Here is a 16,788-nt window from a genome sequence, read left to right on the forward strand (position 1 = left end):
GGGACCGCCCGACCCCGGCCGGCGGGGGTCGCGAGCGGTTCGCTAGCTACGCCGAGAACCCGCCGACGAAGCTCACGAGCGACTCGCGGACCAGTTCCGAGAGCGTCCGCGCGAACATCGTGTCGAGACTCCAGATCGCGGTCTCCTCGCGGCCGCGCACGCTCAACAGGAGGCCGGCGTCGTCGACGACGAGGATACGGCTGACCGCCGGCGACCCGTCGGTCACGTCGGGCGAGAGCGCCTCGGCGCCCGTCGCTTCGAACCGCTCGCGGAGATCGGCCGACGGCGAGACCACCGTGACCTCCACGCCGCGGTCGACGAGCGAGCGGACCGCCGACTCCTCGGCCGCGGTGACGAGCGTCCGCTCGCCGAGCACGTACACCACCTCGTCGTCCGCGGTCTCGAGCAGTTTGACCGCGCGGGAGGCGACGCTCGCCGCCCCCTCGATCCGCCAGACGTCCTGCCGTTGTTCGGTCGTCGGCTCCCGGCGGTCCGCGAGGTCGGTCAGGTGGTCGACGACGAGGTCGTAGCGCGTCTCGAACCGGCTCCGGAGCCGGTCTTTCACCTCCTCGACCGCCGCCGGGCGGTACACCTGCGGGTTGGTCTGCTGGACGTCGATCAGCCCCGCCTCCGCGAGCGACTCCGCGGCGCCGTACACCTGCGAGCGGGGGACGCCCGAGAGTTCGTGGACGTCGCGCGCGGAGCCGACGCCGAGCCGCTGGAGCGCGAGGAACGTCTCCGCCTCGTACGTCGAGAAGCCGAACTCCTTGAGCGCCGCCACCACGTCGTCGGCGTCCGCCCCGGAGTCGCGTCCGTTCACCCGACCACCTGGTCCCAGACGACCAGCACCGACGGGGAGACGACCATCGCCGCGACGTACGAGTAGCCGATGCTCAGCGCGACCACGATCCCGAACTGCCCGAGGATCGGCGTGATCGCCAGCGCGAGCACGCCCATCCCGGAGGTCGTCGTCAGCATGCTGCCGGTGAGCGCCCCGCCCGTCCCGTTGATCGTCCGGCGGAGCGCGAACGTGACGTCGCCGCCGCTCTCCTCGTACTCGTCGGCGAACCGGTGGACGACGTGCGCGGAGTAGTCGATCCCCAGCCCGATCGCGATCGAGAGGATGGTCGCCGTCAGCGCGTTCAGCGGGATGCCGAGGTAGCGCATCGTCCCGGCGATGAACGCCACCGCGACCACGATGGGGACGAGGTTGGCGAGCCCGAGCGACCACGAGTCGTTCGTGATCTTGTACGCGATCACGAGGAACACCGCCGTCGCCGCGAGCGCGAGCGCGAGGCTCTCGATCGCCGAGCTGAAGATGGTGTTCGTGACCGCGACGAGGACGAACGTCTGACCGGTCGCGGTCGACGACTGGCGGAACCGCTCGGCCATCGTCTCGCCGCCCGAGACGACCGCGTCCTGGCTGGCGCCCGCCTCGGCGGTGTAGACGACCTGCGCGCTGCGGTAGTCGTCGGTGAGGTAGTCGTCCGCCTGGTCGGCGTACGGCGAGGCGAACAGTTCGTCGTAGATCCGCTCGAGATTCTGGTCGGGGATGCCGTCGTCGTCGATGTCGTTCCGGTCGACGAGCGCGGCGAACTCAGGCGACTGGTCGGCGTAGTCGCGGATCACCGTGACGATGCTCGACGACTCGGCGTACCGGTCGTCGGTGACGAACACGTCGGGGGGACTCTGACTCGCCTGCTGGATCGACTCCAGCGTCGATCCCCTGCGTAAGTCCCCCTCGACGTAGATGATGACGGAACTCCCCTGGGAGGACTCGAAGTTCTCCTCGAGGAAGTCGAGGTTCCGCGTCACCGTGTACGTCCCCGGCGCGAACGGCTCCGGAAGCTCCTGGAGCCACTGGGGCTGTTCGGCCGGCGGGAGGAAGTCCTCCTGGGAGAAGGTGGTGTCGACGCCGGTGCCGTACGCGCCCACGCTGGCCGTCGACACCAGGACGACGACCAGAAACAGCCGGGGGGCGTACCGGGAGACGGTGACGCCGACGCCGAGCACCGTGCTCAGCACGGAGTCCTCGCTCCCCAGCGGGTTCGACCCGAACCGCGGCAGGCCGACCCGCTCGCGGAACCGGTCCATCATCACCTTCGCCGCCGGGAGGAAGATCCCGAAGATGAAGAACGTAAAGAGGATCCCGACCGCCGCGACCAGCCCGAAGTCGCGGATCGGCGCGAGGTCGCTGATCGTGTTCGAGAGGAAGCCCAACACGGTCGTGACGGTGACGATGGTGAACGCCACGAGCAGTTGGTCGGTCGTGATCCGCATCGACGTCGAGATGTCGCGTCCCTCGACGCGCTCCTCCCGATACCGGTTGATCGCGTGGATGCCGAAGTCGATCCCGACTGCGAGCAACAGCGGCGGGACCGCGATCAGCATCTGCGAGAACGCGATCCCCGCCAGTCCCATGAAGCCGAACGTCCAGATGATGGCGATCAACAGCGAGACGACCCCCAACAGGAGGTCGAACGGATCGCGGTAGGAGATGACGAGGAACACCAGGATGAGGACCACCGCCGCGGGCACGACGATCAACAGCGAGTCGAGGATGACGCTGGACAGTTCCGCGGAGATGAGGCCGCTGCCGAACACCTCGATGTCGCTGCCGACGGTGGTGGTGATGTACTGGATCTGCTCTTGGATGCCCGTCAGCGGACTGGTCCCACCCGTCCCCGCGCCCGACGAGCCGGCGCCGGGCACGTCGTGGCTGACGACGCCGATGGTCGCCGACGCCGTGACCGACTCGCGGTTGACGTCGTCGCTGACGAGCGACTGCGCGCTCTGGGTCGACAACACCTGTCGGGCGGCCGTCCGCACCTCGGTCCGGGTCGCCCCCTCCATGGCGTCGATCTGCGCTTCGAGCGTCGTCGCGCTCGGGTCGAGCGTCCGCGCGACGATGCTGGCGAAACTCGACGTGCTCGTGACGCGTAAGCCCTCCCGCTGTTGGGCGCGGTACTGCACCCGCAACATGTCGAGCATCGCCTCCTTCGCGAGCACGTTCTGTCCGCGCTGGATGAGCTGTGTGCTCCCGCCGCCGTCGTCGAACGGTTGGCTGAACTCGCGGTCGACGGAGTCGAGCGCGTCCGCCGCGGGCGAGTCCTCGGTGAACTGGCTGGTGCCGGCCTCCGTCGAGATGTTGCCCAGCCCCGCGCTGAACACCAGCGTCACCACGAAGAACGCGATGACGACGGTCTTCGTCCGGTTGACGATGTAATCGTCGATGGTTTCGATGTACGATTCGTAGTCGATCATCGGGGGTTAGCTCCGGCTGCGGTACCAGAGGGCTCCACCGACGAGCGCCACGACGACGAGAACGACGCCGATGATCCCCCACGGCAGCCCGCCGCTGTCGGTCGGTTCGGTGACGTCGACGGGAACCGAGTACGTGTCGGAGAGCTGCGTCTCGCCGCCGGTCTCGTACTGGAAGTCGACGTTGAACGAGTAGGTCCGGTCGGGGATCGCGTCCGCGCCCGCGCCGAGTTCGAACACGAGTTCGGTCGTCTCGCCCGGCCCGATCTGGCGGGCGAACGCGGTGTCGCTCGGCAGCGACAGGTCGTTGTCGGTGAACGCCCGCGCGTCGATGTTCCGGAGCGTCTCCTCGCCGTTGTTCGTCACGAGCAGCGTGACGGTCCGGGTCTGGCCCGCCTCGAGCGTCTCGTTCTCCAGCCGGACGTCGAAGCGGTCCCGCTGCGGCTGGACGTCCGCCTGCACGTTGAGCTGCGAGCTCTGCCGTTGGTCGTCATCGGAGTCGAGATACTGGACCTGGAACGCGAACTGGCGCTGGCCGGGTTCGCTGTTCTGGCTGACCTCGACCGGAACCGAGAACTCCGCGGACTCACCCGCTTCGAGCGTGCCGAGCGAGAACTCGGTCTCCTGGGCGTTGACGTTCTGCGAGGAGGGGCTGAACACCACGACGGCGTCGTGTGCCGTCGAGGGACCCCGGTTGGTGATCGACCCGCTCAGATTCCCCTCGCGGCCGACACGGAGCGTCGACTCGTCCGCATCCAGCGAGAACTCCTGTTCGGGTTCGGGGACGATCCCCGTCGAGAGCGGCTGTGACTCGGTCGTCACGCCGTCCTCGTCGTCGTACTGGACGCTCGCTTGGACCGCGTACGGTTCGGTGAGCGCACCCGACGCCACCGCGGCCTGGACGCGGACCGTCTGCCGCCCGTCGGCGCTCCAGTTGCCGACGTACCGGGAGGTGCTGGCCGACTGTCCGAACGTCACGTCGCCGCTCATCGACTGGAGGGTGACGGTCGCGTCCGACGCCTCCGCCGAGCCGACGTTCTCCATCGTGAGCGCGACCGGGCCGGTGCCGCCGACCTGCGCGTCGGTCGTGATGTTCACGATCTCGAAGCGCGCGCTGTCGGTGATCTCGATCGTCACGTACTCGTCTTCGGTGACGTCGTCGCGGTCGAGCACCTCGCCCGTGTAGTCGACGCTCTCGACGTGCCGGTAGGAGATGTCGATCGGGAGGCGGTACTCGCCGGGTTCGGCGTCCTCGTGGACGGAGACCCGGAACTCCGCGTCGGTCACGCCGCCGTCCTGGAGGGCGCCGAGCGCGATCTCGTTCGTCTTGACGTCGACGGGCGCGCTCCCGCTCTCCAGTTCGACGCTCAGGTCGCGCGCGGTCGTCACCTGCGCCTGCTGGTCCGCGCTCGGCGTGCTGGGCGCGCCGGAGCGGAAGTTGACCTGTCTGGAGTCGCCCGCGTTGGTCAACTGGACCGCCAGCGTCGTCTCCGCACCGGGTTCGAGCGTGTTGTCGGGCGCGAACACCTCGATGTCGGGTGACCCCGTGTACCCGGCCAGCGCCACGCCGGGCACCAGCAGCATCGCGACGAGCGCCACCGCACCCGCCTTTCGCCAGTTCACTCGCATCCGTCCCCCCCGTCCGCGACCGACCGTTCGGTGTGACCCGCTGTGTCGCCGTCCCGTATACTGAACATTTAGTCAGAGTCACGTTACGGGGCGGGGTAGATAAATGGTAGGGAACCGGTCCAAACAGAGTGATAGTTGTTTTCTACACACAGACGTATCCGACGGAGCGCGACCGCGCCGGACGCGTGAGAACGTCGTGTACGTCCGTCTCCCGGAGCACTACCGGCCCGACGACCCGTGGTCGGCGCCGCGTGCGTTCGGTGGGTGAGCGTTCAACTCCCGCGACTTGTAGCTTCTGGTAAGTGGCTCGCCGGTCGGACGGACCACACCGACAAGTTTTATACCAACTTAACGTTCAACTAGGTCCATGACGCGGACGCAGCCACGGACCGGCCCGCCCCGTCGCGCCGCGCGCGGGCGGCCCGGCGACGGGAGCGATCGCCGGGCCGGCCGGCGGGAACGGCGGTCGGTACGCGCACGAGTCGAACCGACGGGGGTGACCGAGCGCGCCGGCGCGACGACCGGCGGCGCGCGTCGATGATGGATTCCGGATGGGACTCGACCGACGGGAAGTGGAGCGCGGCCGAAGAGGCGATCATGCACGCCACCTACCGGGCGCTGTTGACCCACGGCTACGCCAACCTCTCCATCTCGCGAATCGCCGAGGAGTTCGACAAGTCGAAGGCGTCGATCTACTACCACTACGACTCGAAGGACGAACTGCTCGTGGCGTTTCTCGACTTCGCGGCCGACCGGTTCGAGGCGCTGTTCGACACCCAGGTGGGCGAGGACCCGAGCGCGGACTTGGAACACGTCGTCGAGAAACTGCTGCCGCTCGACCCCGCCGAAGAGCAGCGTCAACTCCACTCGGTCCAGGTGGAACTCCGCGCGCAGGCGGTGACCGAGGAGGCGTTCCGCGAGCAGTTCTCCAAACTCGACGACCGGATCGTGGCGACGGTCCGCGACATCATCGAGCGCGGCATCGCGGAGGGGGAGTTCCGCGACGTCGACTCGACGCGGGTGGCCGAACACGTCCTCGCGGTGGTCAACGGCGCGATGTACGGCCGGGCGACCGCCGAGCGGAAGAGCACGGCGGCCGTCCGCGTCTCGCTGTCGTCGTACCTCGACGCCGAACTCCACCGGGGGGAGTGACGCCGACCCGCGGCCGGCGGTCAGTCGAGCACCAGCCACGGCACGTCGACCAGCGGCGGGATGTGGGTCTCGACGTGGTGTTCCCAGACGCCGTGTTCGCCGAACGCCTCGCCGTGGTCGGCGGTCACGACCACCCGGCCGTCGAGGTCGGACGCGAGGTCGGACGCGGCCGCGAGCGCGAGACGGAGGTTCTCCTCGTAGTACGACCGGATGGTCTCCGCGAACCCCCGCCCGCCGATGTCGAACACGCTCGCGGGGTCGAGTTCGACGAGCATCCCCAGCATCATCGCCACCTGGCTCCGGCCGAGTCGGCGTTCGACCCACTCCCTGACCGCGCCGACCGCCGACCCGTCCGGGGGGTCGTCCTCCGGAGGCGCCGCGACGCCGCCGCGGATCCGTCTCAGCTTCCGACCCGTCCCCCGCCGGAGGTACGGCGCGTGCGGCTGGAGGTAGTGGACCACCAGCGGGTCGTCCGTCTCCTCGCGCCACCGCCGGGCGTGTTCGGTCACGGACCCGGGGGTGACCGCGCCGAGGTCGTCGTCCCACGCGTCGCGCCAGAGGTCGACCACCGTATCGATGTGGTCGGCGGCGGCCCACTCGTACTCGCAGGAGGCGCCCCACCGCAACTCGTCGAGCGGGACGCCGAGACTGTTGACGAACGGGTTCGCCGAGAGGTAGGTGATGTCGTGGTCGGCGGTGAACGTCTTGGCGGCCCACTCGGGCGTCGCCGACCCCGGACTTCTGCGTTTTTGTAGGTCACCCGAGAAGTACCCGTCGTACAGCCGCTCGAAGGAATCGTACCGACAGGCGTCCAACACGATCAGACAGTCCCACTCCTCTCCGGTCGCGTCCTGTACAGGTACGGTATTTGTCATAATTTGGGAGGTGGTACGTCGACGAGTTATTCTTTTCGGTCGGGTCGACCGGCGCTGTCGTCGCGGCCCGTGAGGTTGCCGAGGAGGCGGTCGCCGAACCGGACCACGAGCGACGCGCCCACCAGGTCGAACACGACGTCGAGGGCCGTGTCAAGCGGGCCGTACGAGACCAACAGCGGGTCGAGACCCACCCGCCGTGAGGCGGCGTGGACGGCGTACTCGCCGAGTTCCCAGACGACACCGCCGACGGCCACGGTTCCGACGACGAGCGGACGGGGGTCGCGGCCGCGCCGCCTGGCGACGACGTGGACTGCCCCGCCGAGCATCGTCGCCGAGAGGGTGTGGGTGAGGTGGTCCCACCAGGGGACGTCGTCGTACGGGCCGAGCATCCCGACCGCGTGCGCGAGCATCCCCCCTTCGACGTAGAGCCGCTGCCACGGTCGGAACTCGACGTCGTAGCGCCGTTCGACGAATCCGGGGAGGTAGCTACACGCGAGTGTGATCAGCCCGTTCGCGACCGCTCCCGGGTTCCGGTCGCGGAGTCCGGCGAGACAGACCGCGACGAGTGCCGCCCGTAGCCCGCACTCCGTGTCCTCCGTCGTGAGCATCGTGCTCGATCTGTCTCCGGGGGGGTTTATCGCTCGCGGGTTACGAACCCGGCGGTCGGCGGGAACGGCGGACGGAGAACCCACGGCGGAGGCCGCCACCCGACCGCCGGGGGTCGAGGACCCCCGCTACCGTCCGTCGGGGTCGGCCGCCTCGGTCCCGGCGTCGGCCGCGTCCGCATCCCCGTCGACGGGTGCGCGGACCGTCAACACCGGGACCGGTGCGGTCCGGACCAGCGCCTCGGTGACGCTCCCCAGCATGTAGCGGTCGAACCCGGTCCGACCGTGGGTCCCGACGACGACGAGGTCTACGTCGTGCTCTTCGACGTACGAGTCGACCGTCCGGTGGATCGACGACCCGTACTCCATCGCCGTCGTCGGGTCGACGCCTCGCTCCTCGGCGAACGCGGACGCCTCGTCGAGCACCGCCTCCGCGCTGGCTTCGAGCGACGCCGACTGGATGTCGGTCCGGACGTCGACGCCGAGGCTGGCGACGTCGACGACCGACAGCAGGTGGAGCGCCGCCCCCGACCCGTTCGCGACGTCGACGCCACGCGCGAGCGCCTCGTCCGCGCAGTCGCTCCCGTCGGTCGGGACCAGCACCGTCCGGTAGGGGTAGTCGACGGCGGCGTCCGGCCGGATCGTGAGCACCGGCACGTTCGACCGCCGGACCACCCGCTCGGTCGTGCTCCCGAGCAGGAGGCGGCCGAGGCCACGCCGCCCGCGGGTCGGCATCACGACGGTGTCGACCGCCTCGGCGTCGGCGTAGTCGACGATCTCGGCGTACGGTTCGCCGCGCACCACCGCGGTCACGACCGACACCCCGCGTTCGCGGGCGCGGTCCGCCGTCTCGTCGACCACCGTCTCGCCCGCGGCCACGAGACCGTCGGCGGTGGCGTCGCCCAGACGGACGCCCGCGTTGGTCGTGTCGGCCACGTGGAGGACGTGGACCGTCGCGTCGCGAGCCTCGGCGACGTCGAGGACGTGGCCGAAGGCGGCCGACGCGCCCTCGCTGCCGTCGGTTGGGAAGAGGAGCGTCCCGTACATGGTCGACCGTTCGACCCGCGAGTACAAAAAACGGTCAGCGCGTCCCCACGCGGCGAGACCGCCGCGGCCTCGTCGGGCGGCGCGGGTCGCGCCCCGGGACCCACCCGGGGTACCCGCGAACCGTACGCTTTTGCCGGCGACCGACCAACCGCAGCCGTGTCGCGAGAGTCGGACGGTCCCGACGGGTCGGACGCGTACGGTCGCCTCCGCGACCGGCTGACCGAGCGGCCGGCGCCGACGCTCGCCACCCTCCCGGACGGGAGCGTCGACCGTCACTGTACGCTCGCGGGCGGCGACGGCGCGTTCGACCGCCGGGCGGCGTTGGGGCGGGCGCTGGTCGACGGCGACCCATCGACGTTCGCGCTGTCGGTCGACTCGGTCGAACCCGGCGGACAGGCGGTCAACGCCGCCCAGCAACTCCACGCGCTTGGGAGCGACGTGACCTGCTACGGTCACCTCGACCACCCGGTGTTCGACGACCTCGACTTCGAGACGGCGTCGATGGGGTCGCCCGCGTCGGTGTGCGCGTTCGACTTCGACGAGGGCGACGTGATGGTGGTCGACCGGACCGACGACGACTGGGCGCTCGCGGACCTACGACGGGTCGCGGACCCCGGTCTCGCCGGCGTGTTCGACGTGGACGCCGTCTGCTGGAGCAACTGGAGTTCCGCGCCCGCGATGGGAGCGGCGTTCCACGAACTGGGTCGCGAGGAACTCCCCCGGGTCCCGTTCGTCTTCGACCCGGGCGGCCTCGACGGCGTCGGTGCCGAAGGGGTGGAGGCGCTCCGCGACGCCATCGCGTCGCTCGGGTCGACGTTCGACGTGGTGTACAGCGTCAACCGGGCGGAACTCCGCGCGACGGCCGCGACGCTCCCCGGCCCGCCCGCCGTCGACGACGACGCCCGCCTCGACGCGGTTCGGGAGGCGACGGGCGTCACGGCCGCCGTGGTACACGCGACCGACGAGGCGGTCGTCGCCACCGCCGACCGCCGGACGACCGTCGAGAGCCTCGACGTCGACCGGGTGGCCCGACACACCGGCGGCGGCGACCACTTCTCGGGCGGGCTGGCGTACGCGCTGGCGAACGGCTGGGCGTGGGACGTCGCGCTCGCGTGCGGCAACGCCTGCGCGGCCCACTACGTCGAGACCGCCGACCACGGCTCCGTCGACGACATCGTCTCGCGTATCGAGCGGACCGCCCCCTGAGTCCCGGTCGGCTGGAGTCGGTAGACCCGCGTTCCGGCCGGTCGCCCTCGCCCCGACCGAGGTGAAAGACCGTGGGCTACGCGACGCTTCCCGCTCGCCGTCGACCCGTCCGTCCCACGCGAGGTCGAACCCGGTCGGCGCGGACGCGCGACCGCTCGCGACCGGGGGCGGTCGGTGTTCCGAGCGTCCGAGAATCGCGTGCGAAGTTGAAGCAGTTGGAGCCACGAGACCCACGCGGAGACAACGATGGCGACGAACGAACTCGATACGACCGTTCTCAACGACGACGTAACGCTCTCCCTGTCGGGACCGTGGGTGGCCTACTGGGCCCTCTTCCTGCGCGTCCTCGTCGGGTACTGGTTCCTCCACGCCGGCCTGACGAAGGTGCTGTTCGGCTTCAGCGCCGCGGGCTACCTCGGCGGTGCCAGCCGGGGAGCGATCACCGAACCGATCATGCAGGTGTTCGCCAACGGCGCCCTGCTGACGTTCACGAACTACGCGGTGGGGTGGGGCGAACTCCTCATCGGTCTCGGCCTGCTCGTGGGCGCGTTCGTCAGGCTGGCGTCCTTCTTCGGCGGCGTCCTGATGTTCTTCTTCTACTTCACCAACCACGGGTGGGCCAACGGGATGACCAACGGCGACCTCTGGGGGCTGCTGCTGTTCGTCACCCTGGCGATACTCGGCGCCGGCCGGGTGTGGGGCGTCGACGGGTACCTCGAGGACACGGAGTTCGTACGCGAGCACCGCTGGGCGCGCTACCTGCTCGGATAAGGAGGAGACGACTATGGCAACTATCGGAGACACGAGACAACTCGACACGGTGGATAGACTCGCGATGTACGGCGGGGGCGGTCTCGTCACGCTCGGCATCGTCGTGATGGGACTGATCAACGTCCTCGTAGGCTACGAGAGCCCGCTGTACGTCTACGAACTGACGAGCGGCGGCGAGACGACGACGGGGCAGGTGGTCGCACCCGCGCTCGTACCCGAGGGGGCGACGGTCGTCGCGAGCCCGCTGTTCGGTCCGACGCTGCGGGCGTACGTCGTCGCGCTCGGACTGATCGTCTTCGGGCTGTACGGCGTCTACCGGCTGTTCGACGGCTGAACGACCGACTCGGCCGCGGGCCGGACCGTCGAAACCGACGACGGCACCTGACCGCGGACGGCCGTTTTTCCCGCGCCACCGACGCACCGCTCGGGAGCCGCGCGTCCCCACAGCCGACGGCGGCGAGGGACCGACGGGCGAGCGGACGCGACCCGGTCTACCCGTCGGCGGAGGAGTCGCCGGCCAACAGCGCCTCCACGTCGGCGTGTTCCGACAGCAGGCCGCTCATCCGGTCGACCGTCCGCGCCGACCGGGTTCGGCCGCTCCGGAGCACGGTCTCGGCGCGTTCGACCGCACCGAGCGTGTCCGTCTGGACCAACAGGACGGGGACGCCGTTCTCCTCGGCGGTGCCGAGCACCGACCCCGAGGGACGGACCCCGCCCGTGAGCACGAGGCACCGAACCCCCGCGGCTTCGAGCGCGGCGACGTGGATGTCCGAGCGGTCGCCGCCGGTGATCACCGCGGCGTCTTTCGTCCGCCGGAAGTACCGCAGGGCGGTGTCGCCGCCCATCGCGCCGACGACGAACCGTTCGACGACGCCGTCCGTCGGGACGTCGGTCAGCACCTCCGCGCCGAGTTCGTCCGCGAGCGTCTCGACGCTCACCCCCGCGAGGTCGGTCGCCCGCGGGACGACGCCGACGACCGGGACCCCCCGCCCTTCGAGGAACGGGACGACCGTGTTCTCGACGTAGTCGTACTCGGCGTCGGCGACGCCGTTGAACACGACGCCAGCGAGTCGGTCGCCCACGCGGTCGGCGGCGTCGACGATGGCGTCGACGTCGCGCGGGCCGTCGTAGCCCGCGACGAGGAGCACGTCCGCGTCGAGCATGTCGGCCACCTCGGGGTCGGTCAGCCCGACCACGCCGCCGGTGCCCATGTCGCCTTCGACGACGACGAACTCGTGGTCGGCGGCCTGCGCCTCGAACGCGCGGCGCACCCGTTCGGCGAGGTCCGCGGGGTCCTCCCGGCCCTTCAGCACCTGGTCGACGAACGTCGGCGAGTAGACCACCGGTTCGAGGTCCGCCGGGTCGACGCCCAACTCGAGCAGGTCGGCCGCGAGCGCGGGGTCGGTGTCGAACGTCTTGCCGGCGGTGCTCTCCAGGCGGGTCCCTTTCGGCTTGAGGTAGCCCACCGACCGGCCGCGCTCGCGCGCGAGTCGCGCGAGCGCGAGTGCGACCGCCGTCTTGCCGATACTCTCCTCCGTCGCGGTGACGAGCAGTGGTTTCATAGTTGGGTTGGGTTGACCGTGAGCCTGATGTCGACCGCCTGCGCGCCGTCGGGGAGCGCGACCAGCGGGTTGATGTCGAGTTCCTCTATCGCCGGGAAGTCGGTGACGAGTTGCGAGAGTCGCTGGATCGCCTCGACCACCGCGTCGACGTCCGTCGAGTCGCGCCCGCGCGCGCCGCGCAACAGCGGCGCCGAGTCGATCTCCTCGGTCATCGTCCGCGCCTCCCGTTCGCTGACGGGCGCGACGCGGAACGAGGAGTCTTCGAGGATCTCGACGAAGATGCCGCCGAGTCCGAAGAGGAGGAGCGGCCCGAACTGCGGGTCGCGGTTCATCCCGACGATGGTCTCGACGCCCGCGTCGATGTCGACCGACTCCTGCACCTGGACGCCGAGGACGGTGGCGTCCGACTGGTAGTTGTGCGCGCGCGCGACCAGCGTCTCGAACGTGTCGTACACCTCGTCGTTCGGAACGCCGACGCGGACGCCGCCGATGTCCGACTTGTGGAGGATGTCGGGGCTGACGATCTTCATCACGACCGGGCCGTCGTAGCGCCGGGCGACCGCCTCGGCGTCGGTCGGGTCCGTGAGGATCTCGCCTCTGGGCGTGTCGATGCCGTACGCGTCGAGGAGGTCCATCGCCTCGACGCCGAGGCGGTTGTTCTCGCGGCGCTCGACCGATTCGAGCACCTCCCGGGCGCGCTCGCGGTCGACGTCGAACTCGGCGGGCGCGTCGTACTCGCGTTCGCTGATCGCTCGGTAGCGCGCGAGCGCGTCGAGGCTCCGCACCGCCCGCGCGGGGTCGAAGTAGTTGGGGATGCCGTCGTCGTCGAGCGCGCGCGCGGCCGCCGTCGCGCGCTCGCCGCCCATCAGACACGTCACGAGCGGCTTGTCGTGGGCGGCGTCACACTCGCGGATCACCGCCGCGAGGTCGGCGTAGTCGAACGTCGCGGTGGGACAGGCGATCACCACCGCGCCGCCCACGCCGTCGTCGCGGAGGACGGTGTCGAGCGTGTCGCGGAACCGGTCGACGGTGGCGTCGCCGATCAGGTCGAGCGGGTTGTCCGCGCCCGTCTCGTCGGGGAGCACCGCGCGGAGGTCCGCGCGCGTCGACTCCGCGAACGAGGCGAGCGAGAGGTCGGAGGCGCCGATGGCGTCGGTCGCCATCACGCCCGGCCCGCCCGCGTTCGTGACGACCGCCACGTCGTCGGTGTCGGGCAGCGGCTGGCCCGACAGCACCTGCGCGAAGTCGAACAGTTCCTCGACCGTCTCGACGCGGATGGCGCCCGCCTGGTCCATCCCCGCCTCGTAGGCGCGTTCGCTCCCCGCGATGGCACCGGTGTGCGAGGAGGCCGCCTGCGCGCCCGCGTCGGTCCACCCGGACTTGACGACGACCAGCGGGGTGTTGCCGGTCGTCTCGCGGGCGGTCTCGATGAACGCCCGGCCGTCGGAGACGTCCTCCAAGTAGCCCAACACCACCGAGGTGTCGGGGTCGTCGCCCCAGTGGTCGACGAAGTCCACCTCGTCGAGCACCGTCTTGTTGCCCAGCGAGACGATGTCCTTGAACCCGAGCCCGCGCTCCTCGGCCCAGCTCAGGACCGCCGTGATGAACGCGCCCGACTGGCTCATAAAGGAGATGTCGCCGGGGAGCGCCATCGTCGGCGCGAACGTCGCGTTCAGCCCCGCGGGCGTGCTGAGGACCCCGATGGAGTTCGGTCCAACGAGGTCGAGGTCGTACTCGTCGGCGACCGCCCGCAGGTCGCGCTCGCGGGCGGCGCCCTCGCCGCCGGTCTCGCCGAACCCCGCGGTGATCACCACGACGCTCTCGACGCCGGCCTCGGCGGCCTCGCGGACCGCATCGACCGCCACCGCCGCCGGCACGACGACGACGGCGACGTCGACGGGGTCGGGGACCGACCCCACGTCGGGGTAGCACTCCCGGTCGAGCACCCGGTCGCGGCCGGGGTTGACCGGCACCGCCTCGCCGTCGAAGTCGGCGAGCAGGTTCTCCATGAGGGCGCGGCCGACGGAGTCCGCGCGGTCGGTCGCGCCGACCACGGCGACCCGGTCGGGGTCGAACATCCCGGAGAGCCCGCCGCTCATCGGGCGCTGGGAGTGACGGCGGGCGGCACCCCCACGCGGGGGGACGAGCCGGCCGTCGCGGCCCGCGTCGCTTCCCGTCGCGACCCCTGCGGCCGCGGCAACTCCTCGGCCCCCTCACCGCCCCCGTCGTCGGGGGGGATCGGGTCCTCGCTCGTCTCGTCGCTCGCACGCTTCGGTCGCATGGGTACTGGGTGGTTCGCCCGACGGCGGTTAATACCTCACCCGCGTTCCGACCGGACGGGAACCGCCGCTGGGACGCGTCACCGCGACCCGGTCGGCGGTCGGTCGCCGACCGCGGAACGGCCGGGGAGGCGGCGTTCTCAGCCGTTCGGAACGGACGCCCTCATTTATTATACGAGGGACGAGTACCACGGACGATGGATGGGGAGACGGAGTACGTGTTCGACTGCCCCGCGTGCGGGGAGTCGCTGGAGGTGAACGGTTCGATGCGTGACGCCCTCCTGGAGAAAGGCTGCGTCGTCTGCGGGTCGTCGCTCACCCCCGAAGCGTTCACGAAGACGACGTCGACCGAGTCGACCTGAGCCGCCCGACGGCGGCCGGCCGGCGCCCCGAGCCGTCGGCGCCGGTCGCCGGCTCTCGAAACAGGTATTAAGTAGTCGTCGCGTGCTTGCTAACGCGAACGATGAGTCTAGGCCCGCAAACCGAGCTGTCACGGGAGGAGACCGACGCGTTCCTCGGCGAACGCGAGACGGGTGTCCTCTCGCTCGCGCTCGACAACGAACCGTACGCGGTTCCCGTCTCGTACGGTTACGACGCCGGCGCTCGGAAGTTCTATCTCCGACTGGTCTCGACGCCCGAAAGCGAGAAGCGGCGGTTCCTCGCGTCGACGCCGCAGGCGCGTCTCGTCGTCTACGAGGAGGAGGGCGACGTCTACCGGAGCGTCGTCGTCGTCGGCCGCCTCGAGGAGATAGCCCGCGACGAGTTGACCGTCGAGCACGTCGAACAGTACGGCGAGGCCAAGCGGCCGCTGTTCGAGATCTGGGGGCAGGCGAAGCGGGACCTCGACATCAAGCTCTACCAACTGGTCCCCGAGCAGGTGACCGGGCGGCGGATCGCCGTCGACCGGGGCGACGACGCCCCGAAGTCGTAACGCGGCTCCCGTTTCGGCTCCGCTACCCGGGGGCGGTCTCCGGGCGCGTCGTCCCGCAGTCGCGCGGTATACTCAAGTAGTCACGCCGGCAACCGTCGGTCGATTCATGGCGTCCGGGATCCGAGCCACGGTGGAGTTCGACGACGCCGACGTCTGCCCGCTGGCGGGGCTGTCGGCGGCGGCGGGGACGACCATCGACTCGGTGACGGCCAACGTCTGCCCGACCGACGACGCCGAGAGCGTGACCGAGTTCTCGCTCGACGCCGACCACGACCCCGCTATCGACGTGACGCCCGTGTTCTCGGGGGGGCCGACCCGGCGCTACCGGCTGGTCCACGACGAGGGGGTGACCTGCCCCTGTGAGTGTCTCGGGTCGTCCGGCTGTCCGGTCGCGCGCTACACCGCCCGCGAGGGGTCGCTGACGCTCGTGTTTCACGCCGCCGACTACGACGAACTCCGCGAGGTGGTCGCCGACCTCCGCGAGCGGTTCCCGGGGATGGACATCAAGCGGTTCGTCCGCTCGCCCGGCGCCGACGGGTCGCGCGACGGCGTGTTCGTCGACCGGGGGAAGCTCACCCCACGACAACTGGAGGTGCTGGAGACGGCCTACGAGATGGGCTACTTCGAGCGCCCCCGCCGCGCCAACGCGACCGAGGTGGCCGCCGCGCTCGATATCTCCGCCTCGACGTTCGGTGAACATCTCGCGGCGGCGGAGACGAAACTGCTCGGCGACGTGCTGTGAGCGCCGGGCGGCACGACTGATAAACCCACCCCGATGCTGGGGGCGACCGCTCGTGCCCGCCGAGCGACTACGACCGAGCGTGACCGACCACTCGCCCGCGGTGTCGACAGGTCGACCCGAGCGGTCGCCGACCCCGACCGACGCCGAGAGCACCGACCGTCTCCTCGACGCCCTCGACGACGACGACTGCCGTGCGGTCCTCCGCGCGGTCGGCGACCGAGCGCTGTCGACGAGCGAGATAGCCGACGCCTGCGACCTGCCGCTGTCGACCGCCTACCGGAAGGTCGACGCGCTCACGGAGGCGGGCCTGCTCGACGAACGGACCCGGGTCCGTCGGTCGGGGCGACACGCCAGCGAGTACGTCCGCGCCGCCGAGGCGGTCGTCGCGTCGTTCGACGGCGCCGACGGACTCGACCTGCGGCTCCTCGGAGCGGACGGTGACGACCGCTTCGGCGACGCGCGCGCCGGCGGCCGGGCCGCGCCGGCCGACGACTGAGTAGGGGAAACCGAACGTCGACTGGCCGTCCCGCGTTCTCCTCGCCGGGGCGTGGCTCCGGGACGAACGGCTCGGCGACCCCTGCGAGAGGCCGTTGACGAACCGGAGCGCGACCGGTCCGTCGACGCGGTCGGCGGCGACGCGGCGGGCGTCGCCGACGACGAGGCCGAAACGCGGCAGGTCCGCCACCGGTCCCGGGCCGACCCCGACGCGGGCCGGTGCGCTCGCCCGA

General features: G+C 70.6%; 16 protein-coding genes. 8 read left to right on the forward strand and 8 right to left on the reverse strand.

Annotated features, from left to right (window positions below; all coding sequences use genetic code 11):
- Positions 1 to 46: 46 nt before the first annotated feature.
- From K933_RS00220 to K933_RS00230, 3 genes are read right to left on the reverse strand one after another with little or no spacing between them, the layout of a single operon-like run.
- A complete protein-coding gene (locus K933_RS00220; RefSeq protein ID WP_023392643.1) occupies positions 47 to 820 on the reverse strand; it encodes a TrmB family transcriptional regulator in 774 nt (257 codons plus the stop codon).
- Complete coding sequence (locus K933_RS00225) at positions 817 to 3,264, reverse strand: efflux RND transporter permease subunit (protein WP_023392644.1); 2,448 nt, start codon at positions 3,262 to 3,264, stop codon at positions 817 to 819. Before K933_RS00225 ends, K933_RS00220 begins: the two co-directional genes overlap by 4 nt.
- 6 nt (positions 3,265 to 3,270) lie before the next feature.
- The gene (locus K933_RS00230) at positions 3,271 to 4,884 is read right to left on the reverse strand and encodes a COG1361 S-layer family protein (RefSeq protein WP_152529711.1); all 1,614 of its coding nucleotides are present in this window, start codon (positions 4,882 to 4,884) and stop codon (positions 3,271 to 3,273) included.
- Positions 4,885 to 5,427: 543 nt separating this feature from the next.
- On the opposite strand from K933_RS00230, the gene K933_RS00235 reads away from it, so the two are divergent.
- The gene (locus K933_RS00235; RefSeq protein WP_152529712.1) at positions 5,428 to 6,042 is read left to right on the forward strand and encodes a TetR/AcrR family transcriptional regulator; all 615 of its coding nucleotides are present in this window, start codon (positions 5,428 to 5,430) and stop codon (positions 6,040 to 6,042) included.
- Between the two features lie 20 nt (positions 6,043 to 6,062).
- Here the strand turns inward: K933_RS00235 and K933_RS00240 are convergent, their stop codons facing one another.
- The 3 genes from K933_RS00240 to K933_RS00250 all read right to left on the reverse strand — a co-directional run bounded on the left by K933_RS00240 (position 6,063) and on the right by K933_RS00250 (position 8,569).
- Positions 6,063 to 6,917, reverse strand: coding sequence for a hypothetical protein (locus K933_RS00240; protein WP_049947403.1), 855 nt, complete (start codon positions 6,915 to 6,917; stop codon positions 6,063 to 6,065).
- 26 nt (positions 6,918 to 6,943) lie between these two features.
- Positions 6,944 to 7,525, reverse strand: a complete 582-nt coding sequence (locus K933_RS00245; RefSeq protein ID WP_023392648.1) for a hypothetical protein — start codon at positions 7,523 to 7,525, stop codon at positions 6,944 to 6,946.
- A gap of 126 nt (positions 7,526 to 7,651) precedes the next feature.
- Positions 7,652 to 8,569, reverse strand: a complete 918-nt coding sequence (locus tag K933_RS00250; protein WP_049947404.1) for a universal stress protein — start codon at positions 8,567 to 8,569, stop codon at positions 7,652 to 7,654.
- A 156-nt stretch (positions 8,570 to 8,725) separates the two neighbouring features.
- Between K933_RS00250 and K933_RS00255 the strand changes: the two genes are divergently transcribed.
- The 3 genes from K933_RS00255 (at position 8,726) to K933_RS00265 (ending at position 10,880) form a co-directional block, all read left to right on the forward strand.
- Positions 8,726 to 9,775 (forward strand): PfkB family carbohydrate kinase, encoded by a 1,050-nt coding sequence (locus K933_RS00255; RefSeq protein ID WP_023392650.1) that lies wholly within the window; start codon positions 8,726 to 8,728, stop codon positions 9,773 to 9,775.
- 246 nt (positions 9,776 to 10,021) lie between these two features.
- On the forward strand, positions 10,022 to 10,546 hold the full coding sequence (locus K933_RS00260) for a DoxX family membrane protein (RefSeq protein WP_023392651.1): 525 nt from the start codon (positions 10,022 to 10,024) through the stop codon (positions 10,544 to 10,546).
- 13 nt (positions 10,547 to 10,559) lie between these two features.
- Positions 10,560 to 10,880 carry a hypothetical protein gene (locus tag K933_RS00265; protein ID WP_200862257.1) on the forward strand — a complete coding sequence of 107 codons (321 nt, stop codon included), beginning with the start codon at positions 10,560 to 10,562 and terminating at the stop codon, positions 10,878 to 10,880.
- A 157-nt stretch (positions 10,881 to 11,037) separates the two neighbouring features.
- Here the strand turns inward: K933_RS00265 and K933_RS00270 are convergent, their stop codons facing one another.
- Positions 11,038 to 12,108 (reverse strand): phosphotransacetylase family protein, encoded by a 1,071-nt coding sequence (locus tag K933_RS00270; protein WP_023392653.1) that lies wholly within the window; start codon positions 12,106 to 12,108, stop codon positions 11,038 to 11,040.
- Positions 12,105 to 14,207: an acetate--CoA ligase family protein gene (locus K933_RS00275; RefSeq protein ID WP_023392654.1), complete on the reverse strand. Its 2,103-nt coding sequence runs from the start codon at positions 14,205 to 14,207 to the stop codon at positions 12,105 to 12,107. The genes K933_RS00270 and K933_RS00275 overlap by 4 nt, the downstream gene beginning before the upstream one ends.
- 377 nt (positions 14,208 to 14,584) lie before the next feature.
- Here K933_RS00275 and K933_RS17680 point away from each other — a divergent pair, with 377 nt between their 5' ends.
- The 4 genes from K933_RS17680 to K933_RS00290 all read left to right on the forward strand — a co-directional run bounded on the left by K933_RS17680 (position 14,585) and on the right by K933_RS00290 (position 16,556).
- Positions 14,585 to 14,749, forward strand: coding sequence for a DUF7560 family zinc ribbon protein (locus tag K933_RS17680; RefSeq protein ID WP_023392655.1), 165 nt, complete (start codon positions 14,585 to 14,587; stop codon positions 14,747 to 14,749).
- A 101-nt stretch (positions 14,750 to 14,850) separates the two neighbouring features.
- Positions 14,851 to 15,318, forward strand: a complete 468-nt coding sequence (locus K933_RS00280; protein WP_023392656.1) for a pyridoxamine 5'-phosphate oxidase family protein — start codon at positions 14,851 to 14,853, stop codon at positions 15,316 to 15,318.
- A gap of 106 nt (positions 15,319 to 15,424) precedes the next feature.
- Positions 15,425 to 16,060 carry a helix-turn-helix domain-containing protein gene (locus K933_RS00285; RefSeq protein ID WP_023392657.1) on the forward strand — a complete coding sequence of 212 codons (636 nt, stop codon included), beginning with the start codon at positions 15,425 to 15,427 and terminating at the stop codon, positions 16,058 to 16,060.
- Between the two features lie 79 nt (positions 16,061 to 16,139).
- On the forward strand, positions 16,140 to 16,556 hold the full coding sequence (locus K933_RS00290) for a winged helix-turn-helix domain-containing protein (RefSeq protein WP_023392658.1): 417 nt from the start codon (positions 16,140 to 16,142) through the stop codon (positions 16,554 to 16,556).
- Positions 16,557 to 16,788: the final 232 nt, after the last annotated feature.

The organism is Candidatus Halobonum tyrrellensis G22 (assembly GCF_000495475.1).
GTDB lineage: Archaea > Halobacteriota > Halobacteria > Halobacteriales > Haloferacaceae > Halobonum > Halobonum tyrrellense.

Bases quoted from the DNA above. Each gene is read 5' to 3' on its own strand.
- K933_RS00225 (WP_023392644.1), bottom strand. From the start codon at position 3,264: ATGATCGACTACGAATCGTACATCGAAACCATCGACGATTACATCGTC.
- K933_RS00235 (WP_152529712.1), top strand. From the start codon at position 5,428: ATGATGGATTCCGGATGGGACTCGACCGACGGGAAGTGGAGCGCGGCC.
- K933_RS00240 (WP_049947403.1), bottom strand. From the start codon at position 6,917: ATGACAAATACCGTACCTGTACAGGACGCGACCGGAGAGGAGTGGGAC.
- K933_RS00245 (WP_023392648.1), bottom strand. From the start codon at position 7,525: ATGCTCACGACGGAGGACACGGAGTGCGGGCTACGGGCGGCACTCGTC.
- K933_RS00250 (WP_049947404.1), bottom strand. From the start codon at position 8,569: ATGTACGGGACGCTCCTCTTCCCAACCGACGGCAGCGAGGGCGCGTCG.
- K933_RS00260 (WP_023392651.1), top strand. From the start codon at position 10,022: ATGGCGACGAACGAACTCGATACGACCGTTCTCAACGACGACGTAACG.
- K933_RS00265 (WP_200862257.1), top strand. From the start codon at position 10,560: ATGGCAACTATCGGAGACACGAGACAACTCGACACGGTGGATAGACTC.
- K933_RS00270 (WP_023392653.1), bottom strand. From the start codon at position 12,108: ATGAAACCACTGCTCGTCACCGCGACGGAGGAGAGTATCGGCAAGACG.
- K933_RS00275 (WP_023392654.1), bottom strand. From the start codon at position 14,207: ATGAGCGGCGGGCTCTCCGGGATGTTCGACCCCGACCGGGTCGCCGTG.
- K933_RS17680 (WP_023392655.1), top strand. From the start codon at position 14,585: ATGGATGGGGAGACGGAGTACGTGTTCGACTGCCCCGCGTGCGGGGAG.
- K933_RS00280 (WP_023392656.1), top strand. From the start codon at position 14,851: ATGAGTCTAGGCCCGCAAACCGAGCTGTCACGGGAGGAGACCGACGCG.
- K933_RS00285 (WP_023392657.1), top strand. From the start codon at position 15,425: ATGGCGTCCGGGATCCGAGCCACGGTGGAGTTCGACGACGCCGACGTC.